This window comes from Roseivivax sp. THAF197b (assembly GCF_009363255.1).
GTDB lineage: Bacteria > Pseudomonadota > Alphaproteobacteria > Rhodobacterales > Rhodobacteraceae > Roseivivax.
Genome location: NZ_CP045319.1, coordinates 42847 through 67702, shown reverse-complemented (window position 1 = coordinate 67702; position 24856 = coordinate 42847). Strand labels below are relative to the sequence as shown.

At 62.0% G+C, this 24856-nt stretch carries 27 protein-coding genes; 18 read left to right on the top strand and 9 right to left on the bottom strand.

Annotated features, from left to right (window positions below; genetic code table 11):
* Positions 1-2 precede the first annotated feature (2 nt).
* Positions 3-1073, top strand: a complete 1071-nt coding sequence (locus FIV09_RS18510; protein ID WP_152452871.1) for a DUF1513 domain-containing protein — start codon at positions 3-5, stop codon at positions 1071-1073.
* 149 nt (positions 1074-1222) lie between these two features.
* On the opposite strand, the gene FIV09_RS18505 is transcribed toward FIV09_RS18510, so the two are convergent.
* A complete protein-coding gene (locus tag FIV09_RS18505; protein ID WP_152452869.1) occupies positions 1223-1720 on the bottom strand; it encodes a lactoylglutathione lyase family protein in 498 nt (165 codons plus the stop codon).
* A gap of 101 nt (positions 1721-1821) precedes the next feature.
* On the opposite strand from FIV09_RS18505, the gene FIV09_RS18500 reads away from it, so the two are divergent.
* The 4 genes from FIV09_RS18500 to rfbA all read left to right on the top strand — a co-directional run bounded on the left by FIV09_RS18500 (position 1822) and on the right by rfbA (position 5684).
* Positions 1822-2712 (top strand): LysR family transcriptional regulator, encoded by an 891-nt coding sequence (locus FIV09_RS18500; RefSeq protein WP_152452867.1) that lies wholly within the window; start codon positions 1822-1824, stop codon positions 2710-2712.
* 223 nt (positions 2713-2935) lie between these two features.
* Positions 2936-3976, top strand: coding sequence for a dTDP-glucose 4,6-dehydratase (rfbB, locus tag FIV09_RS18495; RefSeq protein WP_152452865.1), 1041 nt, complete (start codon positions 2936-2938; stop codon positions 3974-3976).
* A complete protein-coding gene (rfbD, locus tag FIV09_RS18490) occupies positions 3973-4815 on the top strand; it encodes a dTDP-4-dehydrorhamnose reductase (RefSeq protein ID WP_152452864.1) in 843 nt (280 codons plus the stop codon). The genes rfbB and rfbD overlap by 4 nt, the downstream gene beginning before the upstream one ends.
* Positions 4812-5684 carry a glucose-1-phosphate thymidylyltransferase RfbA gene (gene rfbA / locus FIV09_RS18485; RefSeq protein WP_152452861.1) on the top strand — a complete coding sequence of 291 codons (873 nt, stop codon included), beginning with the start codon at positions 4812-4814 and terminating at the stop codon, positions 5682-5684. Before rfbD ends, rfbA begins: the two co-directional genes overlap by 4 nt.
* Before the next feature lie 26 nt (positions 5685-5710).
* Here rfbA and FIV09_RS18480 read toward each other — a convergent pair whose 3' ends face one another.
* The 6 genes from FIV09_RS18480 to FIV09_RS18460 all read right to left on the bottom strand — a co-directional run bounded on the left by FIV09_RS18480 (position 5711) and on the right by FIV09_RS18460 (position 11180).
* On the bottom strand, positions 5711-7045 hold the full coding sequence (locus FIV09_RS18480) for an amidase (RefSeq protein ID WP_152452860.1): 1335 nt from the start codon (positions 7043-7045) through the stop codon (positions 5711-5713).
* Between the two features lie 175 nt (positions 7046-7220).
* The gene (locus FIV09_RS20495) at positions 7221-7376 is read right to left on the bottom strand and encodes a hypothetical protein (RefSeq protein ID WP_172975794.1); all 156 of its coding nucleotides are present in this window, start codon (positions 7374-7376) and stop codon (positions 7221-7223) included.
* Positions 7377-7411: 35 nt separating this feature from the next.
* The gene (locus FIV09_RS18475) at positions 7412-8083 is read right to left on the bottom strand and encodes a hypothetical protein (protein WP_152452858.1); all 672 of its coding nucleotides are present in this window, start codon (positions 8081-8083) and stop codon (positions 7412-7414) included.
* A gap of 273 nt (positions 8084-8356) precedes the next feature.
* Positions 8357-8755, bottom strand: a complete 399-nt coding sequence (locus FIV09_RS18470; RefSeq protein WP_152452856.1) for a hypothetical protein — start codon at positions 8753-8755, stop codon at positions 8357-8359.
* Between the two features lie 568 nt (positions 8756-9323).
* Positions 9324-10457 carry a hypothetical protein gene (locus tag FIV09_RS18465; protein WP_152452854.1) on the bottom strand — a complete coding sequence of 378 codons (1134 nt, stop codon included), beginning with the start codon at positions 10455-10457 and terminating at the stop codon, positions 9324-9326.
* 63 nt (positions 10458-10520) lie between these two features.
* Positions 10521-11180 carry a hypothetical protein gene (locus tag FIV09_RS18460; protein ID WP_152452852.1) on the bottom strand — a complete coding sequence of 220 codons (660 nt, stop codon included), beginning with the start codon at positions 11178-11180 and terminating at the stop codon, positions 10521-10523.
* A gap of 216 nt (positions 11181-11396) precedes the next feature.
* Between FIV09_RS18460 and FIV09_RS18455 the strand changes: the two genes are divergently transcribed.
* From FIV09_RS18455 to FIV09_RS18425, 7 genes are all read left to right on the top strand, one after another.
* Entirely contained in the window at positions 11397-11768 is a 372-nt protein-coding gene (locus FIV09_RS18455) for a helix-turn-helix domain-containing protein (RefSeq protein WP_152452850.1), read from the top strand.
* A 256-nt stretch (positions 11769-12024) separates the two neighbouring features.
* Complete coding sequence (locus FIV09_RS18450) at positions 12025-13962, top strand: site-specific integrase (RefSeq protein ID WP_152452848.1); 1938 nt, start codon at positions 12025-12027, stop codon at positions 13960-13962.
* Positions 13959-14297 (top strand): hypothetical protein, encoded by a 339-nt coding sequence (locus FIV09_RS18445; RefSeq protein ID WP_152452846.1) that lies wholly within the window; start codon positions 13959-13961, stop codon positions 14295-14297. Before FIV09_RS18450 ends, FIV09_RS18445 begins: the two co-directional genes overlap by 4 nt.
* A gap of 165 nt (positions 14298-14462) precedes the next feature.
* Positions 14463-15308: a hypothetical protein gene (locus FIV09_RS18440; protein ID WP_152452844.1), complete on the top strand. Its 846-nt coding sequence runs from the start codon at positions 14463-14465 to the stop codon at positions 15306-15308.
* Positions 15309-15472: 164 nt separating this feature from the next.
* The gene (locus tag FIV09_RS18435; RefSeq protein ID WP_152452842.1) at positions 15473-15859 is read left to right on the top strand and encodes a hypothetical protein; all 387 of its coding nucleotides are present in this window, start codon (positions 15473-15475) and stop codon (positions 15857-15859) included.
* Positions 15860-15960: 101 nt separating this feature from the next.
* Positions 15961-16278, top strand: a complete 318-nt coding sequence (locus FIV09_RS18430; RefSeq protein ID WP_152452840.1) for a hypothetical protein — start codon at positions 15961-15963, stop codon at positions 16276-16278.
* Between the two features lie 192 nt (positions 16279-16470).
* A complete protein-coding gene (locus FIV09_RS18425) occupies positions 16471-17034 on the top strand; it encodes a hypothetical protein (RefSeq protein WP_152452838.1) in 564 nt (187 codons plus the stop codon).
* 41 nt (positions 17035-17075) lie between these two features.
* Here FIV09_RS18425 and FIV09_RS18420 read toward each other — a convergent pair whose 3' ends face one another.
* Both FIV09_RS18420 and FIV09_RS18415 read right to left on the bottom strand, forming a co-directional pair.
* Positions 17076-18158 carry a Gfo/Idh/MocA family protein gene (locus FIV09_RS18420; RefSeq protein WP_152452836.1) on the bottom strand — a complete coding sequence of 361 codons (1083 nt, stop codon included), beginning with the start codon at positions 18156-18158 and terminating at the stop codon, positions 17076-17078.
* Positions 18159-18174: 16 nt separating this feature from the next.
* Positions 18175-18876, bottom strand: a complete 702-nt coding sequence (locus FIV09_RS18415; protein ID WP_152452834.1) for a GntR family transcriptional regulator — start codon at positions 18874-18876, stop codon at positions 18175-18177.
* A gap of 92 nt (positions 18877-18968) precedes the next feature.
* Between FIV09_RS18415 and FIV09_RS18410 the strand changes: the two genes are divergently transcribed.
* Genes FIV09_RS18410 through dctP form a run of 6 tightly spaced genes read left to right on the top strand, consistent with a single transcriptional unit; the run spans position 18969 to position 24749 of the window.
* Positions 18969-20126 (top strand): LLM class flavin-dependent oxidoreductase, encoded by a 1158-nt coding sequence (locus FIV09_RS18410; RefSeq protein ID WP_152452832.1) that lies wholly within the window; start codon positions 18969-18971, stop codon positions 20124-20126.
* On the top strand, positions 20123-21019 hold the full coding sequence (locus FIV09_RS18405; RefSeq protein WP_371417786.1) for an aldo/keto reductase family oxidoreductase: 897 nt from the start codon (positions 20123-20125) through the stop codon (positions 21017-21019). Before FIV09_RS18410 ends, FIV09_RS18405 begins: the two co-directional genes overlap by 4 nt.
* Positions 21019-21534 carry a flavin reductase family protein gene (locus FIV09_RS18400; protein ID WP_152452830.1) on the top strand — a complete coding sequence of 172 codons (516 nt, stop codon included), beginning with the start codon at positions 21019-21021 and terminating at the stop codon, positions 21532-21534. The genes FIV09_RS18405 and FIV09_RS18400 overlap by 1 nt, the downstream gene beginning before the upstream one ends.
* Positions 21535-21594: 60 nt before the next feature.
* A complete protein-coding gene (locus FIV09_RS18395; RefSeq protein WP_254702474.1) occupies positions 21595-22182 on the top strand; it encodes a TRAP transporter small permease in 588 nt (195 codons plus the stop codon).
* Positions 22183-23658 (top strand): TRAP transporter large permease, encoded by a 1476-nt coding sequence (locus tag FIV09_RS18390; protein WP_152452828.1) that lies wholly within the window; start codon positions 22183-22185, stop codon positions 23656-23658.
* Between the two features lie 29 nt (positions 23659-23687).
* A complete protein-coding gene (gene dctP / locus FIV09_RS18385; protein WP_152452826.1) occupies positions 23688-24749 on the top strand; it encodes a TRAP transporter substrate-binding protein DctP in 1062 nt (353 codons plus the stop codon).
* The last annotated feature ends 107 nt before the right edge of the window (positions 24750-24856 follow it).

The following is a 24856-nucleotide window of genomic DNA, read 5'->3' as shown; positions in this document are numbered from 1 at the left end:
TCATGATCCATCGCCGTAGCTTTCTCGCATCCCTTCTTGCAGCCGGTGCCGTGCCGCGTCTCGGCTGGGCCGATGTCGGCAACCCGTCCTTTTTGGCGGCAGCGCGGGATCCGGATGGCAGCTTCGCGCTTTACGGGCTCGACAGGCGGGGCGCTTCCACCTTCCGGGTGCCTCTGCCTGCACGGGGTCATGCCGGGGCGGGCCATCCATCGCGCGCAGAAGCGGTGGCCTTCGCGCGACGTCCCGGCACTTTCGCCCTCGTCTTGGATTGCGCGGAAGGCATGGTGAGGCACCGGCTGGTCCCACCCGAGGGCCATCACTTCAACGGCCATGGTTTCTTTTCCGCGGACGGTTCGACCCTTTTCACCAGCGAACAGCGCAGCGACACGAGCGACGGTGTGATCGGCGTCTGGGACGCGAGCGCCGGGTATGCCCGCTACGATGCCTTCCCGAGCGGCGGGGTCGGTCCGCATGATTTGCGTCTGATGCCGGATGGCGAGACGCTGGTCGTCGCCAATGGCGGCATCGCCACCGACCCGACCGACCGGCGCAAGCTGAACCTGGGTTCGATGCGACCGAACCTGACTTATCTGACGTTGTCGGGACAGGTTCAGGACCAGGTCGAACTGGAGTCGGAACTGCACCAGAATTCCATCCGACATATCGCGGTACGGCCCGACGGCCTCGTTGGTTTCGCGATACAGTGGGAAGGTGCGCCCGGCAGCGCAACGCCGCTTCTCGGGTTGCACCGGACAGGCGCTGCTCCTGTCCTGGCGCAAGCGCCGCTCGCCGACGAGCTCGCGATGCATGGATATGCAGGCAGTGTCGCGTTCAACGGCAAAGGCAGCGAGATCGCGATCACCTCACCGCGCGGTGGCCGTGTGCATCGGTTCTCGGCAGAGGGTGCATTCCTCGGGGCGCTGTCGCGGTCGGATGTGTGCGGGCTCGCGCCCATGGGAAGGGGATACCTCGCCAGCGACGGGCTGGGCGGGCTGCTTTCCATCGATGCTTCAGGCCCCGCACCGCTTTCCCGTATCGATTGCGCCTGGGACAACCACATCGTGGCGCTTTAGAGCGGCAGGGACCGACCTGCGCAATCCGCTCGGTTCGAGTTCTCAGGATCCGTTATCGAGCGCCGTTTGGGCAGGACTTTCCGCGCGGCCCAAAAAATCGAACAACCGGACGACTCCGGCCCCGTGACACACGGGGCCGGAGTCCGCAGTTATTCGTAGGCGCCCGCGGAATAGGTGAGCTCATAGCTGTGGCTGTAAAGCTCGAAGACGATGCCGAACGGGTCTTCCACGTAGACCATCCGGTAAGGTTTCGAGCCGGGGAAATACTCACGCACAGGCATCCGCTGGCGCCCGCCCGCATCCACGATACGTTGGGCCAGACCTTCGACATCCGGGTCCTGCACCGCAAAATGAAAGGTTCCATGGCGCTTGTACTCAAGCTCGTCCTCGGGCGCGTAATTGCCGGGGAACTCGAAGACCTCGATCCCGATGCCGTCGGCTGTCGACAGATGCGCGATCCGGAGCGAGCCCCAGCCAGGACCGAACACGTCCGTGCACATCACGCCGATGGCGCTGTCGTCCTCAACCGCCTCGGAGGGTGCCATCACGACGTAGAAACCGAGCACGTCGGAGTAGAATTTCACGGCCGCTTCAAGGTCTGGAACGGACAGGCCGATATGGGAAAAGGTGCGGGGTGTTTGGGTCATTTCGATCTCCATGCGTGTTGCGTTGACCCGGATATGGACGGCGGGTGCCTTTTTGTGAAATTATCATTGAAGATACTTTCCCAAATGTATTGTTATATCAAATGCTCAACGCCAGCTGGCTCGAAACCTTCACGACGCTTTGCGAAACGGGACACTTCACCCAAGCCGCAGCGCGTCTGAACATGACCCAACCAGGCGTCAGCCAGCATCTCAGGAAGCTCGAACGCCAAGTCGGGCAGAGCCTGATCGCGCGCCAGGGCAAGAGCTTTACCCTCACTCCAGCGGGCGAAGCCGTCTTTCAACTCGGCCTGTCGCGCCGCAGCGAGGAGACGCAGCTGCGCGACGCCATTGCGGCAGATGACCGGAATACGGGGCCGGTGCACATCGCCTGCTCTGGCAGCTTCGCGATGCTGCTTTACCCGAGCCTGCTGCCCTGGATGCGCGCGGCGCCCGGCCTGAGCCTTCATCTCGAGGCGGCTCCGCAAACCGATATCCGTGCAGGGCTGCTCGACGGGCGTTTCGACCTTGGCGTGCTGGCGGCGGACCCCGACCATGCGCGGCTTGAGGCTCACCATCTCGGCCGGGAGGAGCTGTGCCTCGTCCTGCCCGCGGATGCCCCTGACGGGCCTCTGACCTTTGCCGACCTCGAAGCCCGCGGGTTCATCGCCCATCCCGACGGCTACGGCTATGCCGACGACCTTCTGCGGCTGAACTTCCCGGACGAGTACCCGGGCGCGGACCGGCTTCATGTGCGCGGCTCGGTCAATCAGATCGGCCAGATCCCTGCCCCCGTGGCCGCGGGCATCGGCTACACGCTCCTGCCCCGAAGCGGTGTGGAAGCATTCACGGACAAGGCCAGTCTGTCCATCGCCCAGCTTCCGAAGCGCCGCTGGCACGACCTCTGGCTTGTCATGCGCCGGGGCCGCCGCTTGTCCGCGAGGGTGCGTCACGCACGGGAAATGATCGAGGTAGCGGCGGGTCAGATCCGGTGAGCGCTGGACCGTCTGCTTGAGACAACAGGCCAACACGAACTGCGGATGCCCTGTGAGGCAGTCGAGACGCGGTCGCCGTGGATTGTGACCCTTATCACTGCGTCTGAGCAGCATTGCTCGAAATAACCATCCAGACACTGGCACGGACAATCTCAGCCCGCTACGCATTGGCGAGAGGGTCAACCGGCACGAGCATCGACCCGGCAACGTCTGAGGTACGCCCATGAAAATACTAATCACCGGCGGCGCGGGGTTCATCGGGTCTGCGGTTGTGCGTCTGGCCGTGTCTCGCGGGCTTTCGGTCGTCAATCTCGACGCGCTGACCTACGCGGCCAACCTTGCGAACGTGGTGGAAGTCGCGGAGAGCCCGCTTTATGCCTTCGAGCATGCGGATATCTGTGATCGGGCAGCGCTCGACCGGATATTCGCGGAGCATCAGCCGGACGCGGTCATGCATCTCGCCGCCGAGAGCCATGTGGACCGCTCGATCGACGGGCCCGGCACCTTCATGCAGACCAACGTCATGGGCACCTTCCATCTGCTGGAAGCCGCGCGGGCGTATTGGACCGCACAAGGGCGCCCGGAGGCGTTCCGCTTCCACCATGTCTCGACCGACGAGGTCTTCGGCTCGCTCGGCCCCGACGGCCAGTTCACCGAGGAGACGCCCTACGATCCGCGCTCACCCTATTCCGCGTCGAAAGCGTCCTCGGATCACCTTGTCCGCGCCTGGGGCGAGACCTACGGGCTGCCGGTGGTGCTCTCGAATTGCTCGAACAATTACGGCCCCTACCACTTCCCCGAGAAGCTCATCCCGGTTGTGATCCTGAATGCGCTGCACGGGCGGCCCATTCCGATCTACGGCGCGGGCGAGAATGTGCGCGACTGGCTCTATGTCGAGGATCACGCCGATGCGCTGCTGCGCGTGCTGCAGAAGGGCGCGCTCGGGCGCAGCTACAATATCGGGGGTGAGAACGAGCGGACCAATCTGGAACTGGTGGAGACGATCTGCACGATCCTCGACCGGCTGAAGCCCGCGGATCGACCCTATTCCAGCCTGATCACCTTCGTCACGGACCGCCCCGGCCACGATCTGCGCTATGCCATCGACCCGACCCGCATCCGTGAGGAACTCGGCTGGCGGCCCTCGGTCACCGTGGAAGAGGGCCTCGAGAAGACCGTGCGCTGGTATCTCGAGAACGAGGCCTGGTGGCGCGCGCTTCTGGAACGGGACGGCGTCGGCCAGCGGTTGGGCACCGGCACATGATCCTCGTCTTCGGCAAATCGGGCCAAGTGGCGACCGAACTCGCTCTGCTAGGTGGCGTGACCTGCCTTGGCCGCGAGGCCGTTGACGCGGCCGATCCGGACGCCGTTCGGGCCGCAATAGAGACGCATTCGCCGCGCGCCGTGATCAATGCCGCGGCCTACACGGCCGTCGACCAAGCCGAGAGCGACGAAGACGCGGCGCGTGCGCTCAATGCCACGGGCCCCGGTGGCATGGCGGAGGTCTGCGCCGCGCGGGGCATCCCGCTGGTGCATATCTCCACCGATTATGTCTTTGACGGGTCGGGCGACGCGCCGTGGCGACCGGACGATGCAGTCGCGCCAATCAACGCCTATGGCCGCACCAAGCTTGCCGGGGAAGAGGCCGTCCGCGCGGCAGGCGGCACGCATGCGATCCTGCGCACCTCCTGGGTCGTCTCAGCCCACGGGGCGAACTTCGTGAAGACCATGCTGCGGCTTGGCGCAGAGCGCGACGCGCTGAGCATCGTTGCGGATCAGATCGGCGGGCCGACACCGGCGCGGGACATCGCCGCGGCCTGTCTGTCGATTGCCGAGCAGCTCATCACCGATCCCGCGAAGTCCGGCACCTATCATTACGCGGGCCAACCGCCAGTCAACTGGGCGGACTTCGCCCGAACGATCTTCGCGTGCGCCGGACTGGACTGTACCGTGACCGACATCCCGAGCCGAGATTACCCCACCCCGGCGGCGCGTCCGCTCAATTCCCGGCTCGATTGCGCAGACACAGAGACGATCTTCGGCCTCTCCGCCCCCGATTGGCGCGCGGGCCTCGACGCTATTCTCAAGGAGCTTTCTTCATGACGAACCGCAAGGGCATCATCCTCGCAGGTGGCTCGGGCACCCGGCTTTACCCGATCACGATGGGGGTCTCGAAGCAGCTTCTGCCGGTCTATGACAAGCCCATGGTCTATTACCCGCTCTCGGTGCTGATGCTGGCGGGCATCCGCGAGATTTGCGTCATCACCACGCCCGAGGATCAGGACCAGTTCCGCCGTACGCTCGGTGACGGATCGCAATGGGGTCTCACACTGACCTATATCGAACAGCCCTCTCCGGACGGGCTTGCGCAGGCCTACCTTCTGGCCGAGGACTTCCTCGCAGGCGCGCCCTCGGCGATGGTTCTGGGCGACAACGTCTTCTTCGGCCATGGCCTGCCCGAGCTTCTAGCGGAGGCCGATGCCAAGGAGACGGGCGGCACGGTCTTCGGCTACCGCGTCGCCGATCCCGAACGCTACGGCGTCGTCGATTACGACGACGATGGCCGCGTGACCCACATCATCGAGAAGCCTGCAAACCCGCCCTCCCCCTACGCAGTCACGGGCCTCTACTTCCTCGACGGCACAGCCCCTGCCCGAGCCGCAAAAGTCCAGCCCTCCGCCCGCGGCGAACTCGAGATCACCACGCTTCTGGAATCCTACCTCGCCGACGGCGCCCTCGACGTCCGCCGCATGGGCCGCGGCTATGCCTGGCTCGACACCGGCACACACGGAAGCCTCCTCGATGCCGGCAACTTCGTCCGAACCCTCGTCGAACGCCAGGGCCTCCAGATCGGAAACCCCGACGAAATCGCATACGACGCAGGATGGATCGACGCCGAAAAGGTGCAGCGCCGTGCTGATGCCTTCGGCAAGAACGATTATGGCGCGTATCTCAAGCGGTTGTTGGGCTAAGCTCCGGTCGAACCAGGCGTTTCGGATCAGCCGCGGGCCGTTGCCGCGGCGATCAGTTTCCCGATATCGATCAAGCGGAAATCGCTACCGCACGGCCCCATGATCTGCGCGCTGGCGGGCAGGCCCCCCTCCGGAACGGCGAGCGGAAAACAAATGGCAGGGGCGCCGGCAGCATTCGCGAGAACGGTGAAATCGGCCTGGTTGCGCGGCACCGGATCGCCATGGCGAAACGCTTGCTGCGGAACTGTCGGCATTAGCAATCCATCCAGACCGTCAATCGCGCGACGGACGGCCCGGCCCGTTTGCCAGATGGTGCGATAGGCGTCGGTCAGCTTCAGCGCGCTCAGATTTCGACCGTAAAGCAGCATGGCGCGAAAGTCGTCCGACAGGCCAGGCGCATCGACGGCCTCTCCGAGCGTTGCGGCGCCTTCAGCTTCGGACAGGAGGAGGCCCGCGCGGCGCAACTTCCCCGGCTCCCAGCCATCAATCGACACTCGCTGCAACGTGACGCCTTCGGCGCGCAAAGCGCTGAGCAAAGCGTCAAACGCGGTGCGCACCGGCTCTGTGCATTCGGCGAGACAGGCGTCATCGAGCACGCCCAAAGTCATAGCCGATAAGGCGATTGGTGCGGGGTCCATTTCGGGCATGATCACCGCTTCGGGGTCATCCGGGTCCGGCCCGTCAAGCACAGACATGATGAGCGCCAAGTCTTCGGGGCTGCGCGCCAACGGGCCAATGGAGTCGAGCGTCCATGACAGATGCGTCAGTCCCACGGACGACAAGCGACCGGATGTAGTCTTCAGCCCCCAGAGACCGCAATAGGCCGCCGGAATGCGCACGGACCCCATCGTATCCGAGCCGAGCGTCAGCGGCACGATGCCAGCCGCCACTGCGGCGGCCGAGCCACTGCTCGATCCGCCGGGGGTATAGCCCGGCTGCAAGGGGTTTTTGCAGCGTCCCCAGAAAGGATTGTCACCGGTGGCCCCAAGCGCCCCTTCATGCATGTTGAGCGTGCCGATCAGGACAGCGCCTGCCGCGCGCAGCCGGGCGACGACGGTCGCGTCCAGGTCCGCATTTGGTAGGTCCCGTGCCGTCCCGCATGTCGTGGGCAAACCAGCAACAGCCATGTTGTCCTTGACCGCGAATGGAACGCCATCGAGGGGACCAAGCGCCCTGCCCTCCGCCCGCCTGGCATCGCTTTGTTCGGCTTCCTGAATGGATGTTTCCGAACAAAGCGAGACGAAAATGTGTAAGTCATCATTCAATGCGGCAGCACGTTCCAATGCCTGCCGACTGAGCAGCACAGAATTTGCGTGTCCTCTTTGGATTTCAAGCTCTATGCCCACTCCGCTGCGGCTCATGGTATTATTTCCGGTTTTGGCAAGGTTCTGCCGAAACTTACTGCTGGCACATCGAATTGTCTCGGCTGATTTGAGTTTCAGCGTCTCCGCATCTTGAGGTCCGTGAACACGCACACGCGATGACCGATATTGTGATGGACATTGTTCCAGTGCCAATCATTTCCATCTGGCGTTCTTACAACACGTAGGTCTCGCCCATAATATTCGCGCCATGATCACCGGTCGCGCACCAGGCTTCACGAAGTTGCTCAGCACGCAGCACGGCGTTCAGGCTGGCTGAAGTGCGATAGAAGAAGCTCTTACTCAAACCCGCAAGTGCAGTTGACAGCATTTTCCGTTCCAAGCGAGTCGTAGGTTGGACACCTCTCAGTCGAGACCCTTTTCAGGAAAGAATTTTTCGTGGATTCTTTCTATTTCTTCATAACCCAGATCGTATTCCATATCGTACCGCGTTGCTCTGTAGCCATTATCAAGGAAACTCCGTTCCTCTCCTGAGGTAGCAATCAGAGTTGCAATTGCAACTTTTTGGATGGCCAGCTGCTGAATCATTTCCGCCCGACTTGCTCCAGTGCACTTCCGCCAATCCTTAAAGAGCTCGACAACAGTAAAGGTTATGTCTTCCGTATCCATATTAAGAAGGAATGGACTTGGCTTCTTGGCCCCCAGCCAATAGCCTTCTGCCTTCACCTTTAAGTGAATAAAATTTGGATTTGCAATAATGTTTTCGAACTGGGCGGAGTGCCGAAAATACGTTTCGAAAAACAGTTTCTCGCCTGAAGTTTCATATTCATATAACTCAGTAGCCGCCTTGGCCATCTCTGTGAGAATAACGGAAATCAGCCTATCGGACCTGAACCAGTCTTCCAGGAAATGCCCTGAAATCATGTTGAGCGCTTCTTCGATTGGGTCAGAAATCACATTATGGCGAACAGCAGCCGGAGTGCATTGTACCGCTGCAGAGTTAACGCTTTTTGGTGACCGAGATTCCTTCGGATCGCCGAAATCTGGCTTGATGATGTTGTCGATGTATGTGCTCATCGGTATTTTCCTCTTGTTTGGGCTTCGCTTCTTCGGTGTACGCAAGATGTGGGTTCATCGAATAAATACGAGAAATCGTTTTTTACGAATTTTCCATTCGGTTCTCATTCTGATTGGACCTCGCGCTTTAGCCTATGGAGCGTCGCCATAACGCTGAGACGATGCGTGAAGCAAAGACTTCAGTAATTTCACCTGAGTTGTCTTCGCCTTTCTCGATATCCAAGAAATGGCCTGCAGGTGCTCGCTGATCTCCTACAGGCCATACTTGATCGCTCACGCAGCATTGGGTGGGCCGTATGCCGCCACCATGAGCCTGTTTCCAACAACTATGAATGGAAGTTCGGCCGAACCGCTTACGAGGTCAGAAACGATGGCTGCCCCGTGAATGAGAGCCTCGGCTGCGGTTGGAAGCGGCGCATGCACGGGAGACGTCAAACAGTTTTCAGGTTGATTAGAACGCGGCTTGAACGTGATGTTAGCCACCCACCCGTTGGGCATGTTTTCGACGGTCAAGTGCGCGAGGTTCTCACGGACATAGTGGTCGCCGAGACCGAGGTCCGGCGTTTCTTCCGGAATTCTGTGCGTGGCCTCGAGTGCGTCCCAAACAAGGTCGAGAAAGCAGGTATCCTGGCTGGGATTGTAGGGGAGGTCGAAAGTCATCAGCTTGAGCATGGTGTTCCTCATTTCTGTTTGTCTGCGGCTCGCGTTCGCCGCTGGAGAGGAGTTGGGTCTGTCCAGAAATCACAGAAAACGCTCTTCGGGATGACGTCGCGTCATCTAAATCCCGGTGGAGTCGCGCCATGACAGGGGATCGCACCATCGATCCTGCAGAACTTTTAAGACCGCGTCTTTACGCAGATTTGCTGGGGCCATTGACCTGTGTGCTTGGGTTGTAAGTGCGGTCTCAATTCCCCTTCGCTGCCCCACCTGCTGTGATCTTGAGATTTGGCCAAAGGCTCGCAGCGATTTTCTTAGAGTGCGCAGTATCTGCAAAGACAGCGGCGGGGATCGATTGGCCACCCCGGTTCGGGCGAAGCTCCAAAATTGTCAGATGCCAAGCATTCGCGGCCGCGATGCGTCTCGCCAATTCCTTCATAGCCGCCGTGGACCGCCCGCGGCGAAACTCAGCCGCCTTTTCAAGTGTTTTGAATGCGTGAGGCAGGTCCGCGTTGAGCCCTGCCTTTGACAGCCGTGCTCCGAGCACAGGTCGCCTATCTGGACCCATGAACGCGGCGCCGAGTTACTGAAATCCGTTTGGGTCTGCTTCACTTTCCAACCCCGCAACCATGACTTTCCACTTGGTTAGCTGAGAGATCGGCAATCCGGGCAGCGGCAGGCTGCTGAGGATGACGACACGCTTTGGGGTTTTTGGCGCGACAAGCCGCAGCCGGGCGATTGCCTGAAGTGTACTGCATTCGCGAGATTGCTCTAGGAGGACACGGGCGCGAGCATCGGAGTGGCTGCGTCGGCGCGTGTGTATCAAAGACCCGTTGCGCATCAGGTAGGCCCCGGGATGTTCAGGCAGCATCCCAGATGGGCTTTCCTCAAAAGGGTCCCCATCGTGCCCGAAAAGTCCCCTGGCGTCGGCTTCGAGCGCAGGGATGGGCTGCTGCATGCGGCCCGCGATGAGAATCGTGGAATAAACTTCGAAGTCATTCACGCCCTGCATGCGGGGCCCGAACCATCGCGGCGTCGCCCCTCGCAGCGGGGTCAGCAGAGCGGCCTCGTCCGACAGGTCGATCGGCGTTCCTGCATCGCGGTGCAGCGCCGTGAGCACGGCTTTGGTCACGACAAGCAGAACCTGGTTGGAGGCGTTCTGCACTTCGCGTTCGATGATTGTGAGGAGATCCGCCCGGCGCTGTGGTCCTTTCTCAGAATCGAGAAGCCAGCTATTCGACAACGTCCGATCCGACACCTGGACGATCTCGGCCTCGGGCCTGGATTCAATCCGAAGGAATCGGGCTCCCTCCGCGAGGCGGTTTGTGATCTCGGGATCGGCGTCCGCGTCAAGAAGCATGAGCGGCGCATCGCGTGGCAGAGGCTCATAAGAATGCAGCTTTATGACGCTTCGCGCACCACCATTCTCGTGAAGGGTCTCAAGCGTCAGCTGGGCGTCGAGTGCGGGATCTTCCTGCGCGAGGCGTCTGAAGATCGCCTCACGTTTCCACGACGCGCGAAACCCGCGCACATCGAACATGGCGATGCGGAAGTCCATGGCGTCCGGGGCCTCCCACGGTGCGATCTTTAGCTCCGGACGCGCCTCGGCTTCCGCATTGACAAAGGCTTCGAGGGTATCCGATCCGATCCCCTCATGGCGCATCGCGGGAAGGACGGGTTTGCCATGTTGCAGAGCCGCGATGAGGTTCGTGCGCACTTGAAAGTACTTTTTCTGCAGATCACCAGGAAATCCTGCTCCCGGTTGGCCGAGGAAGTCGTCTTAAAGGATCTGCATCGTCTTCACCCGCGTGGACCAGACCTTCTCATCGATGATCCGGAGCGCGACCGGGACGCGCTGGTCGATGGGTGGAATCGCGTCGAGATAGGTATGCGCGAGAAAGATGATCCGCGTGCCCGTCACGTCTTTCTGCGCGAGGTAGGGGCAGTCCTGCGCACAGGGGGCTCGGCGAAACTCGCCGGATTTGGTCCTCGCACTGCAGAGCGATCGGGTGATCGACGGCACGAGGCCCTGGACCTGGCGCACCAGGTCGCGTCGCGTGCACATCGATGTGTTCGGGGTCTCGGGACGTGGCGCGGTGCGCCCGCGTATGACTTGTGTCGGCAGGCCGGTGCCCATGGCCTCGAAATCTCGTCCGGCGCGTTCCGTGAGATCGAGCGTGGGCATGTAGATCATCACATGCCCGCGCTGAAGAAGCGCTGAGCCCTGTTCGGCGAGGACGCGCAGGGCGGTGGACGTCTTGCCAAGACCCGCGGTCACCTTGAACGCGATTGCAGGCGCACCCTCCCGCGTCGGTTCGCTTTCTTCCTGCGCAGCCGCGACGAAATCGGACATCTCGTGATAGAGCCGTTGGCGCGCCTCCTTGGGCTCAAGCCAGTTCGGGATGGGCGCGGTCGCGTCTAGTTTTGCGTCGTAATTCATGCGGTCTTCCTTCGATTTTTGAAGACCTCTGATCGTCTCGTGTCCGCGCAAAACGGTTTGGGTGAAAAAAGTCCGGGCTCCGTCGCGACAACAAAGGTGGGGGTTCTCCAAGAAGGATATTCTTAGGCCGGTCCCACCTTTGGCATTTGTTCCCGTTTCTTTTGGGCGGATGTCCTCTGGACCCATCTCCTCTCTGCCACGGAAGAGGAGAGAAGAATGCTAAGGCTCGACGAGGTCGCAGAACACTACGGACTGAAGCCCGACACGCTGCGACGAAAGATCAAAGAGGGGGCGTTGCCCGCAATCAAGATCGGCCGGACATACCGGCTCAAGTGGACGGACGTCTGGTCTTGCGAAGTGGGCCGCATGCCGCGCGGGGCGGGACGAGCCCGCTACCGCGAGCCGCTCCTGAGCAAGAAAGCGGTGGCAGAGGCGCTCAGCGTCAGCGTGCGCAGCGTGGAGCGCTGGATTGAGGCCGGATTGCCGACACGCAATGTCTTTGGCGCGGTGCGGTTCAACCCGCATGACGTGACCGATTGGCTGCGCGGGGCGCTGGATCTGGACCTGCCGGGGGAGTGGTGGCGATGAGTGATCTCGTGCGTCGCACAGAAAATGCCGGGATCTCGCCGACACGGGCGGGAAGGCTGCGTCTGTCGCACATGCGCCCCCAATCATTCATCGGCGTCATGTTTGACCCTGTCCGTGCAAATCGAGGGAAAACCCCGACAGGATGTGCGAAACCCCGACAGCTTACGCGCAGCTCTCCTGCTCCGGCCATGGCCCGGTTCGGAGTGTCTTTGGGTCCGAAGACACTCCGAACCGAGGCCATGAAAAGGAGCAAGACATGACCGATCAATCGACGAAGATCGAGAACTCCCAAGCGACGCTCGGTGATGTGCTCGCATGGGCGGAAGCCAACGGAGAAAAGCGCGACACGCTCTATGAGCTGAAGAAAGTACCTGCGCGGTTGAACATGGCTACCGAGGATATCGGCCTTCTGCCAGCCGATCTGCAGCACTTCGAGCATGTGGTAGCGCCCGCGCCTTACGGCATGGTCTCAAGCAGCAAGGATCTCGAACAAGCGCGGCGGCGCGGGAACTCGCGCGTCCGGGGACTGCTCGAGCGGTTTTGGGTCGTGCAAGGCGACCAAACGCCTGTCCCGGAAAACGTGGCGCAGAGCTATACAGACCTGATCAACTGGGTTCGCGCGCAAGAAGGCTTCGTCGAGCGTGGTGCCCGCTTCACGACGTCCACGCATAAATGCCTCTTTGCGTTGCGCGCCCGGTGCCAGGTGCCGCTGCCGGAGCTCGATCAAGGCGAGATCGATCGCGTCTTCGCGGAGGCCACGACAGAGAAGCGGAAATCGCTGCAGCGTGGGGTCAAACTTTTGAACAGGCTGCAGCGCGGTATGAATGCCTGGCCGGAGATCCGGCCGCGGCTGCCGAAGACGAACTTCGAGATCCCGAAATCCTCCGATCGCGCGGAGCGCATTCTGTGGACATCGCTTCCGGAAGCCCTGCGCTGCGATGCGGAGACCGTGTTCCGCGAAGTTCTGATGACCCAGGACGATCTAAGCGCCTGGGCAAAGGCGCAGATGGCGGCGGGGGTCGCGTCTCTCGAGATCGACCAGGCCGTGGCGCAGAAGGTCAAGATACGGGGCCGCCGACCGAGAAACAGCAAGACTGCTCTCGCGGGATATCGGGGTGCGGTAACCTGGCTCGCGCGCAGCGTGAGACAGCATGACGGCGGCCTGCCCCAGATCGCAGGGCTGCGGGATCTCATGACACGCGACCGCATCTCCAATGCGATCGAGGACCAAATCGCCCGGTCCCAGGCATCGCTTTTGCTGAAAGACCCGAAGAAGACCCAAACGCTGGGGAACCGGCTCAAGAACCTGAGAACCATCGCACGCAACGGGCTCTACGATCCGGAAATCGTCGCGCATGTGGACGTGCTGCGCGTCGTCTTTGAAGATTACGTCGTCACGCCGCGCGAGATGCATGACAATGCCGAGGAGATCTGCAAGCTCCTGCAACGGCGACCGGGCCTCGCGGCAAAGCTCGTGAATGCGCCTGCGGCCCTCGCTTTAAAGGCGGAGGTGTGGCTCAAAGACGCGCGTGATCACCAGGATGAACAGCGCGAGCTTGTAGCGCTCCGGCTCTTTGCGGCGGCCGTCTTGCACGCCATCCAGATGTCGCGCCCGCTCAGGCCCGCCAACCTCATCGCGCTTCGCTGCCGGGGCTCTCAGGAAATCGCTGGCAACCTGAGCTGGGTGCGCAAGGGCGGACATGCCGAACTGCGCTTCGCACCAGGCGAGATCAAGAACGACCGGGAGGTCACGGTCCATGTGATGGGCGCGGATGCGCAGATCCTCGCGGACTGGATGGATAAACACCGCCACCGCCTTCTGGAGCTTATGGGTCTCTCAGACAGTCCCTACGTCTTCCCGGGAGAGGCGAGCCCGCGCAATGTCAAGGACGCGATAACCCTGCCCCATGGCTGCATGTCGGCGTCCAGCTTCGCGGAGCTCTGGGCGCTCGGGGCTCAAGAAGTTGGTCTGGGCCTGACACCGCATCTCTGCCGACACGCGCTGGCAACACTTATTCTCGCCATCGAGCCGGGCAACTTCGCCAAGGCCGCGGCGGTCCTCGGTGACACGGAAGAGACCGTGCGACGTCACTACGGGCGCGACAGCGGCGAAGAGGCCGCGAAGTCGGTGCGCGCGGCGCTGCTCGCGCGGCACCCCGCGCTCTTCAAATCCATGAAGCGGAAACTCAAATGACCCGTCCCTTGCTCGATGATCAACTGCAACCGGTTCCCCTGCCTGTGAAGCGCACCATGCTTGAGGACGCCGCGTCGCTTGAGCCGGGCGCGGGTGCGGTGATCGGGCGGTTCTTCGCCATCCTGCAATCGCGCCGCGAACCGGTGGCGGCCCCCAGCGCGGAAAGCTTCCGCCAGGCGGCCGCCTCGGAGTCGACCTTCCGCACGCTTCTTCGGGCGCTTGCGCGGTATGCGCCGGATGTCTCGACGGCGGCGGCGATTGAGGTGAAAGCAGAGTGGGTGTCGCGAAGGCCAAAGCCGAGGCCCCGGCGGCTTGCCGATGGAGAGAAAGTTTAGAAGCCTCGGATTGACCCCAACACCTGGCCCAAGAGTTGGCAGGACATGGAGCAGCGGCTTGCGGAGGCGAAAATCAAAGAAAGCAGTCTCGCACGCTATCGTGCCTCCGTGCATCGCTGCGCGCAGCTCGTTGCCGCGGGTCATGGATCGGAAACACTGGGTTTTGTGACAGGGATCGCTCTCGTCGAGGCGTTCGGGGAACCGCAGCCCGGCAAGAAGCCCCTGCGTCCGGCCACGATCGCGAACTACCTTGAAGGCCTGATCATGCTCGGCAAGCACGGCGGGGCGCAAGAAGATGCGCTGGCAGGCTTGCGCTTTCTCGTCGAAGACCTGCGAGAGAATGCGCGCGCTTGCGGCAAGGTGAAATACCCGCGTCTGGCAAAGATCACGGAAGCCGGTGGCTTTGCCTTTATCGCGGGTCGCATCGGCGAGATGCGGCAGGAAGCGGAAGCTCTGCCGGACCATGCCTCCGAAAAGCTACAGCTTCTGCAAGCGGCGGCTCTCTGTGCGGTCAGCATGAACAAGCCCGGCCGGACGGGCGATGTATCGAGGTGGTGCCTTGGCGAAGAGCTGGTCCGAGAAAGCGATGGGACCTGGGTGCTTGCTTGGAAACAGGGCAAGAGCGGGTATGACACGGAAGCGGGAAAGCTTTGGCCCGAGGTGTCGGAGATACTGGATGCGCTCATCCTCGGCGGCCGACCCGATCGATTTGTGCACCTGCGCTATCATGCCCTTCTTGGCATGAACTGGCTGACACTCGGTCCAAGGGCGATGTCGGACAAATGGCCGAGTTCGGTGGTCAAAACCGCGATCGGCGTTCCGCTGCACGATCTGCGAACGCTCGCGGCAGACTTCATGCGTCGGCACGATCCCGTGCGCGCGGCGGATGTGATCTCCACCCATCTGGGGCACCGCACGAGCCGTGCTGGCGACGCTTACCGCTCTGAGAGCGAAGGCGAGGCGGCCGCGAAAGCGTGGGCAGAGATGCGGCAGCAGATTGCCAAGGGGTAGCGGCAGTCAGTTCTTCAAGAGTGGGAGAGGGAGCGTTCGCGGCAGCGTCGACCTTGGGCCCGGGTCTTCAAATTGAGACCCGGACCAAGGACGGCGCGCCGCGGCGCACAAAACCCGGAAGAGATCGGGTCTCGAAAAATCCTCTGAACCGAAAAGGAAAATGCATGCAGCATTTTACCGCCGCTTTGACGCGGTCCACGCCAGTTCGCACTGAACTACTTAGCACAGCGCTTCACACCCTCATTCACCGACACGGGGAGGCGTTCTACGACGCCGCTGCCGCGCTCGGCGGGCCACGTGGCGCGCGGCTCGTCCCGAAGCTCGAGGCGCAACTTCATGAGGCGACTGCAGTGACGCGCAGTGCCGAGCGGCTCGCGGGTGAGCTTCTCGCGCTCCTGTCGCTCGAAGGCGTGGATGATCTGGACGGCGAAGATGCAGGCTTCTTTGCACAAATCGATCCGGCGAGTGACCTCGTGCACGAGATTTGTCGGCTCACGGACCTGCTCCAAGAAGCGCTCGCGTCCATCGAGGGATTCCGATCTCAAATGTGAGCCCCCTGCCCCGTCGCCGCTTGTCTCCCCGGCGGCGGGTTTTGTCAGCGACGGTTCCAAGTTCAGCCCCAAGGCTGACGCCGATCGCCTGGAGAACCATCATGAAAGATATTCGGGAAAACCCGGTTCCGGAGGCAGCCCACATCTTCGCCTACGAGGTCGGCAAGTTCTGCACACGTCATGGCACAGGCCTCTGCGAGCTCGTCGAAATCATCCATGGTGACGCAGGCGTAGACGCCTATTGTGATCTTCTTGGCGAGCTCTGCCAGAAATTCCCCGATCCAATTGTAGTGAAAGGGCGGCTGCTCAACATTCTGCGTGCGCTCGAGGAGGCACGGGATGTGCCGCTGGCCTTCTCCGATGCGCTACGTTGGAATGGGGCCAAGCTGAGCGATCTCGCGGCACGGGAGATGCGCTGAACAAGGTGGCTCCGGAAATCGATCCGGAGCCACAAGAAAAATCGAGTTTCCGGTTTTGTGTTTTCGATGAAGTTCCCACGTCATCTTTGGCAGCGACGACAAGGTGCGTTCGGAACCGGTCTCGTATCAGATACCGAACTCAGGTCTTTCAAGGCTGCCAACATACCATGCCGAGAATGAAAGGAAAAAATCATGGGCATCTATCATACAAAGAAATGCCTTCTCATGGACGAGAACGACTTTAGCCGCGAGGGCTTTGACCCTGCCTTGGAGATCGATGATCTTGCAGCTGAGGCCGAAAGCCGCCTGACCGATCTTGCCGGGGATGAAGAATACGGGCCGATTGTCGAGTTCCTTGGCCTTGTGTCCGAACGCTATGACACAGCGTATTTCGAACCCAGTGAGTTCGACCCCGAACATCTGAAAGATGATTGGAGATCTACATTAAATGCTGTGGTTTCGGGCTTCGGCAGTCTTGATGAGGCCGAAGCCGAGCGGTTTGCGGATTCCGAGGATATTAACGAGCTTAAGCAGCAATCGAAAATAAAGCTGCGTGAAGCCGTCGAGGCAGACGACTTTCATACCGCGTACGGAATTATACACGATCTGCTGAATCTCGACGAATCGGGCATCCCTGGCGTCATGCGCGATATTGAGCTGACATGTGGTGGGAATGACGCCGCATATGACGTGCGCAATGAGAAGTATGCGCGCGGGACAAGGCTGATAGCTGAATTCGCTGTCGCCTGGCCGTAAACGCGGCGCTAAACAGATCGCCGCGCCTCAAGCTGTGCGCTTTAGAGACGCACAGCTTCTCCCGTTTCCGCCGATTTCTGTGCAGCAAGCCCCATCGCCACGGCTTTCGCGCCGTCCGCCAGCGAAACCTCGACAGGCCCGCCCGATTGCACCGCGCGGAGGAACTTCTGGTGCTGGTAGAAGGTCGAGCCATTATGATCACCCGCATCCAGAAGTGTCGGATCGACGGGTACGTCCAGCACCTGCTCGCCGCTTGCATCGCGCGGGCTGAGCACAACCTGCGGAACGGGTGGTGCGCCAAGGCGCTCGGGCCAGAAGCGCGTGGGGCCAGGCACCAGGGCCTCGATCTTGCCGGTGGGACCGACCGCGCTGAGATGTTCCTGGTATCTGGAGCCTTCGGCGAACATGCACAGCTCCAGCATCGCGCGCATGCCGCTGTCGAAATCGACGATGACATAGGCATTGTCCCAGATATCCGGGGTGTGACCGTCATAGACCTCGGCCAGGTGATTCACCCCCTGCCCGCCTGAGGCCATCACGCGCACGGGCTCTGCGCCGGACGCCAGGCGCATGAGATCGAAGAAATGGCAGCATTTCTCGACCAATGTGCCACCCGACGAGGCATTGAAGCGGTTCCAGGCCCCGACTTTGTCGAGAAACGGGAAGCGATGCTCGCGGATCGTCAGCATGCGCAGACCGCCCGTCGCCGCCTCCAGACGCTCCAGCATCATCGCGATGGGCGGCATGTAGCGATATTCCATCGCGACCCAGATCGGCGCGGGATAGTCCTTCGCGAGGTGTGCGATGCGTTCAGCGTCATCGTGCCGGGTAAAGAGCGGCTTTTCCACCAGAAGCGGCAGCGGGCGGATCGCGGCGATCTCTTCCATCTGGCGGACATGGTGATGGTTTGGGCTCGCGATCAGCAGCACATCGACGCTTTGCCGGGCAAGCAGATCGGCCACGCTATCCACCATAACCGCATCCGGCGCGATGGCCCCTGCCCGGCCGCGCTGTTCGAGATCCGGCTCGAAAATGGTATCGACGCGCGCATCGCCCAGAAGCTGGATGTTGCGGATATGCTCCTGCCCCATCATGCCGGCGCCGATGATACCGTAATTGATCATGCTTCTGCGTCTTCCCTTATCTGAGACGTGAGACGTAGCGGACATGGCGGCTGTCGAACCATGTGCGCGAATATTCGACCGGCGCGCCGCCGGCATCCTGACTGATCCGTTCGATGAAGCCCGCCGCACTGCCCGGCGCGAATGTGGCCTCGGGCACCACCCAGTCGGGGACATCTGCGACACCGATGCGGTCTTCGGCGCGGGTGATCACGACGCCAAGCGCATTGCGGTAATAGAGGTACAGCGACTCGGAGAGCTCCGAGCGCCGGATCTCTTCGGTGACGTCACCATCGAGCCAGATCTCCTCCAGAACGGCGGGAATATCCCCGATCCGGCGCAGGCGGCGGATGCGATGGCCCTCAGGGCTCGTCCCGAAATCCGGCATGTCAGGGTCTTTGGCGCGGCGCTGGACCGATAGCAGTTGGGCGGTGGGCAGACCCCCACCGGCGATCTGTTCGATGCGGAAAAAGGCATAGATGCCGAGGTCCTGCGAGGCGCGCCGCACGTAGTTTCCGGAGCCCTGCACGCGCTCCAGCAGTCCCGCCTCCTGCAACCGCGCCAATGCCTTGCGCAAGGTGCCGACGGAGATATCCCACTCCGACGCCATGTCCCGCTCGGGCGGCAGTCGCGCGCCATCGGGCAGCCGACCGGCCGCGATATCGCGGATCAGCGTCTCGGCCACTTGGAGGTAGCGGGGAAGAGCGGTTTCGTCGGGCATGACGCTCGGAACATCTAAATTGATACACTATTGATGCACATCAATGACAGTGCTACGCAAGAGGCAATTCGCCCAATTGCCCGAGGCCTGCCATGACCGTTGTTCCCGTCACATCTGCCGATCACGATGCAGCGGAGGTCTCCTGGTTCGCGGCACTTTGCTCGGACGATTACCAGTTCCTCGGCGTGCCGGACGGCGCGCTTCGGTCAAGCTGGGAACATTGCTCCTCGATCCTGCAGGAGGCCGAACGCCAGGGCTTCGGCAATATCCTGTGCCCGTCTTCTTACCAGGTCGGTCAGGATGTCTTGTCCTTCGTGGCGGCGGGCAGTCAGGTCACGAGCAAGATCAACATGCTGGCCGCGATCCGCTGTGGCGAGATGCAGCCCATCATGCTGGCCCGCACCATCGCGACCATCGATCACATGATGAAGGGGCGGCTGACGCTGAATGTCATCTCCTCGGATTTTCCGGGCGAAAAGGCGGACAGCGCCTTCCGGTATCAGCGGTCGCGCGAGGTCGTGGAAATCCTGAAACAGGCCTGGACGCGCGACAAGATCGACTACGAGGGCGAGGTTTACCAGTTCAAGGATGTCTGGACCGATCCCGCGAAACCCTACCAGCAGAACGGCGGGCCGCTTCTCTATTTCGGGGGCTATTCCCCGCAGGCGCTGGAGCTTTGCGGCCAGCATTGCGACGTCTACCTGATGTGGCCCGAGCCCGAGGAACAGCTGGCGGAGCGCATGCGCGCCGTGAACGCGGTGGCCGAACGCTACGGCCGCACGCTCGATTACGGTCTGCGCGTGCACATGATCGTGCGGGATACCGAGGCCGAGGCCCGCGAATACGCCGATTACATCGTCTCGAAGCTTGATGACGAATACGGCAAGCTGATCCGGGACCGGGCGCACGATTCCATCTCGCTCGGTGTGAGCCACCAGGCCCGCGCAAGGGAATTGGCCGATCAATACGGCTATGTCGAGCCGGGGCTCTGGACCGGTGTCGGACGCGCGCGATCCGGTTGCGGCGCGGCCCTTGTCGGCTCCGTCGATCAGGTCATGTCCAAGATCGAGAATTACAAGAAAATGGGCATGCGGGCCTTCATCTTTTCCGGCTATCCGCATCTCGACGAATGCCGCCATTTCGGTCAGAAGGTGCTCCCGCAGCTGAAGACCTGTTCGCTGCCCGAAATCTATGGTCGGGTGCCGACGGAAACCCCGAACACGCCTTTGGGCGAAGGAGAGCGCAAATGAGTGTGAGCCGTGTCGCGATGACCGACAATCTGTCCCTGTCCCGGATCGTCTACGGGATGTGGCGGCTGTCGGACGACAACGATACCTCGCCCGGCCACGTGCGCGCCAAGATCGAGGCCTGCCTCGATCAGGGCATCACGACGATGGACCAGGCAGATATCTATGGCGGCTACGAGGCGGAGGCGGTTCTGGGCCATGCGCTGCGCGGCACCGATCTGCGCGACCGGATCGAGATCGTCACCAAATGCGATATCGTCGCCCCGGCCGGGCGCTATGCCGACAAGCGGGTGAAGTATTACGACACTTCGCGCGCGCATATCATGGCCTCCGTCGATCAATCTCTTGAGCTCATGGGAATCGAGCAGATCGACCTGCTCCTGATCCACCGCCCCGATCCGCTGATGGATCACCACGAGACGGGCGCCGCGCTTGATGAGGTGGTCGCTTCGGGCAAGGCCGCACATATCGGCGTGTCGAATTTCAAACTGCATGACTGGACGCTGCTGCAATCGGCCATGAAGACGCCGCTCGTGACCAACCAGATCGAGCTGTCGCTTCTGGCGCATCACGGCTTCACCAATGGCGACGTGGCCTTCCTGCAGGAACGCGGGATTGCCCCGATGGCGTGGTCGCCGCTGGGGGGTGGGTCGCTCTTTGCGGAAAGCTCCGCCAAGCTGCGCGCCGCGCTCGACAAGATCGGCAAGGCGCATGGCGTCGATGCCGCGGCGGTCGCCGTTGCTTGGCTGCTCGCACACCCTGCGGGCATACTGCCGGTGATGGGCACGAACAATGTCGAACGGATCGCGAAGCTGGGCGACGCCGAAAAAGTGGAGATCGACCGCGAGACATGGTTCGAGCTTTACACGCTGGCGCTTGGTCACGAGGTGCCCTGATGGGCGATGCCACGCCCTTCGACACACAAAGCTTCGTGCCGGGCCCCGAGACGCAGCGGGCCTTCCGCAATGCGCTGGGGCAATTCGCGACCGGCGTGACAATCGTCACGACCGATACGCCGGATGGCCCCTTGGCGATCACGGCCAACAGTTTCGCGTCGCTCTCGCTCGACCCGCCGCTGGTTCTGTGGTCGCCTGCCCGCGCATCGAAGCGGTTCGCGCCCTTCACCGAGTGCACACGCTACGCGATCCATGTCCTCGCCGAGGATCAAGGCGATCTCTGCCATGCGGTCGCGCGCGACGGGCGGGCTTTGGGGTCAGACGTTCTGCGCAAGGATGAGACCGGCCTGCCGATCATCGCCTCGGCGCTCGCGCGGTACGAATGCGAGCGCCACGCGGTCCATGACGGCGGCGATCATGCCATCGTGGTCGGACGTGTCACGAAGGTGACCCAGCGGGAGGGGAGCCCGCTGCTATTCCTGAATGGACAGCTGGGAGGTTTCGCAGCACGTTAGGCGACAGACGCCCGGTTACCGGGTGGCCGCATCGAACTGCGGCAAGGGAGGAGGCCAGCTTTGCAGCTCATTCGCGGAATATTGCTGCCGATCCAGATCTGGAACGACTGGGTGCTTTGGCTTGGCCGTGGCCTCGCCATTGTCGCCTTGGCAGTGATGGTCGCCGTGATCCTCGCGCAGGTGTGGTTCCGCTACGTGTTGAACAATGCCCTGCCCTGGCCCGATGAGGCCGCGCGGTTCTTGATGCTGTGGATGACGGGCCTTGCCGCGCCGTCGGGGCTGCGCGCGGGCGGCTTCGTGGCCATCGACATGCTGACCGAAGCCCTGCCCCGCAGGCTGGCCGACATCGTCATCCTCGTGCTGCTTGGCTTGGCGATGACCGTGCTTCTGATGGGCATTCAGCTCGGCTGGAACCACGTCAATTCCGGCTGGCTTTTCGCGTCGTCCTCGCTGCGCCTGCCGCTCGATCTCGTTGGCGGGACGAGCATCAAGATCAAGCTCGCCTGGATGTATATGTCCATCTTCGTCGGCATGGTTCTGATGGCCATTGTTAACGTCGAGCTGATCCTGCGCCGCATCCTGATGATCGCGGGCCGCGCGGAGGGCCTGCCGCCGCTCTCACATTCCGATCTGCCGGAGGCCGAGTAGATGCTGGTCTGGTTCCTGCCGGTCTTCCTCGTCTTCCTGATGATAGGCCTGCCGGTCTTTTTCGCGCTGCTTTTCGCGCCCGGCATTCTGCTGTGGCTCAACGGGCAGGAACGCGACCTCGCGCTGCTCTACCGCAATCTCTACAATGGCATGGACAGCTTCCCGCTGATGGCCCTGCCCTTCTTCCTGCTCGCCGGCGAGGTGATGAACCGCGGCGGGATCACGGAGCGACTGGTGCAATTCAGCCAGGCTTTCATGGGGCATCTGCGGGGCGGGCTTGCGCATGTGAACATCCTGTCTTCGATCCTTTTTGCGGGTCTTTCCGGGTCAGCCGTGGCGGACACCTCAGCGCTTGGTTCAACACTGATCCCGGCGATGGAGAAACAGGGCTATACCCGCAGGTTCGCAGCCGCGATCACGGCGGCCTCGTCGGTGATCGGGCCGATCATCCCGCCCTCGGGCATCATGATCATCTACGCCTATGTCATGGGCCAATCGGTGGCCGCGCTGTTCCTTGCAGGCATCGTGCCGGGCATCCTCGTCGGTGTCGGGCTGATGATCATGGTGCGCGTTCTCGCGGACAAGTACGATCTGCCCAAGGCCGAGCGAAGCGTGGAGCGCGGCGCCGAGCTCAAGCCCGTCGAATACTGGGTCAGCTTCATCCTGCTGCGCCTCAACCTCGCCGGGATTTTCTACCTGCTCTTGCAGCTTTTGCCCGGCGATCTCGCGACCGGCGGTCTTGCAGCCTATCTGGGCCTGCTGATCCCCGCGCATTTCCTGCTGATGTTCTATCGCAGCCGGGTGGACCCGGATTTCCGCGTCGTTTGCAAGAAGGCCGTGGCGCCGCTCCAGACCCCGATCATCATTCTGGGCGGCATTCTCCTCGGCGTCTTCACCCCGACCGAAGCGGCGGCGATCGCGGTGCTTTACGCTCTCATCATCTCGTTCGGCGTGCTTGGCGTCATGTCCGGCAAGGACTTGGTGGATGTGCTGAAACGCTCCGCCATGGCATCGGCCACCGTGTTGTTGCTCGTCGGCGCGGCGGTGTCCTTCAAGACGGTGGTCAGCCTCAGCCACGCGCCGGAAATCCTGGCCGAGTTCATCCTGTCGCTCTCAGAGAACCCGCTGACGCTGTTGTTCCTGATCAACATCCTGCTCTTCATCGTGGGCATGTTCCTCGATGCAGGCCCGGCGATCATCATCCTGGGGCCGATCCTGGGCCCGGTCTTCACGTCGCTTGGCGTCGATCCGGTCCACTTCGCCATCATCATGAGCGTCAACCTGACCGTCGGCCTTGCCACGCCGCCCATGGGGTTGGTCCTGTTCGTCGCCTCATCCGTCTCCGGCGAGAAGGTCGAGACGATCTCGAAAGCGATCCTGCCTTTTCTGGCGGTGGAGGTGCTGGTGATCATGTTGATTACCTACGTCCCCGCCATATCGCTCACCATTCCGCGCCTCGCGGGATTCGTGAATTAACCAGCATGAGAATATCCAGGGAGGAAAAGATGCTGAAAAAGACCTTTGCAACGCTGGCGGCGGCCGCCGTGCTTGCCGCATCGGCGGGCATGGCCACGGCGCAGGATTACACGCTGCGGGCCACGGCCACGTCGAACGATCAGGACGAGGATTACGACGGTCTCGTGATCTTCAAGGATTATGTCGAGAAGGCCTCGAACGGCGCGATCGAGGTAGAGCTCTTCATCGGTACGCAGCTTTGCGGCAACGGCACCGAATGCCTTCAGGGTGTGGCCGACGGCTCCATCGATATCTTCGTGACGACCTCCGGCGGCGCCGCGGGCATCTTCCCCTACGTCCAGGTCTTCGACCTGCCCTACCTGATGCGCGATGACCGCGTGGCCGAGGCGGTGCTGACCAATGGCACCTTCACGCGCACGCTACGGGACATGGCGCTTGAGGATTCAGGCGGTGCGATCCGCATCATGACCATCGGCAATACCGGCGGCTGGCGGAACTTCGCGAACACACAAAAGCGCATCGCCGCCCCTTCCGATCTCGAAGGGATGAAGATGCGCACCGTGGTCGCGGACCTGCCGCAGGAGCTGGTGAAAACGCTGGGCGGCTCGCCCACGCCGATTCCGTGGCCCGAGCTCTTCACGTCGCTGCAGACGGGCGTTGTGGAAGGCACGAAGAACGGTGTGACCGACATCATGAACATGAAGTTCACCGATGCCGGGCTGAAATATCTCACGCTCGATGGGCACGCCTACATGGCGGCGATCTGGGTGATGAACAACGAGCGCTTTCAGTCCATGCCGGACGATCTGAAGCGCGTCGTCGTGAACGGCTTTAACGAGCTGCAGCAGGCGACCTTTGCGTCCCCGAAGCGCAAGCAGCTCGCGGCGTACCAGGCCTTCACCGATGCCGGTGGCGAGATTTACGTGCCCTCGCCAGACGAGATGACGGCGTTCTCGGAGGCGGTTCAGCCGGTCTATGACTGGTTCTCCGAAAACGTCGATGGAGGCTCCGACGTGCTGCAAGCCCTGCGCGATGGTGTGGCCGCCGCCGAGGAAGAGATCGACGCACAGATTGCGGCGGATATTCAGTAGGCCCGCAACCTATGGCGGCATGACGCCCGCGCGGGAGGGCCCGCGCGGGACAGATCAGGGACCAGGACTCCGCGCACCTGCTGATGACCGCGAGCCAGACGGCTGTC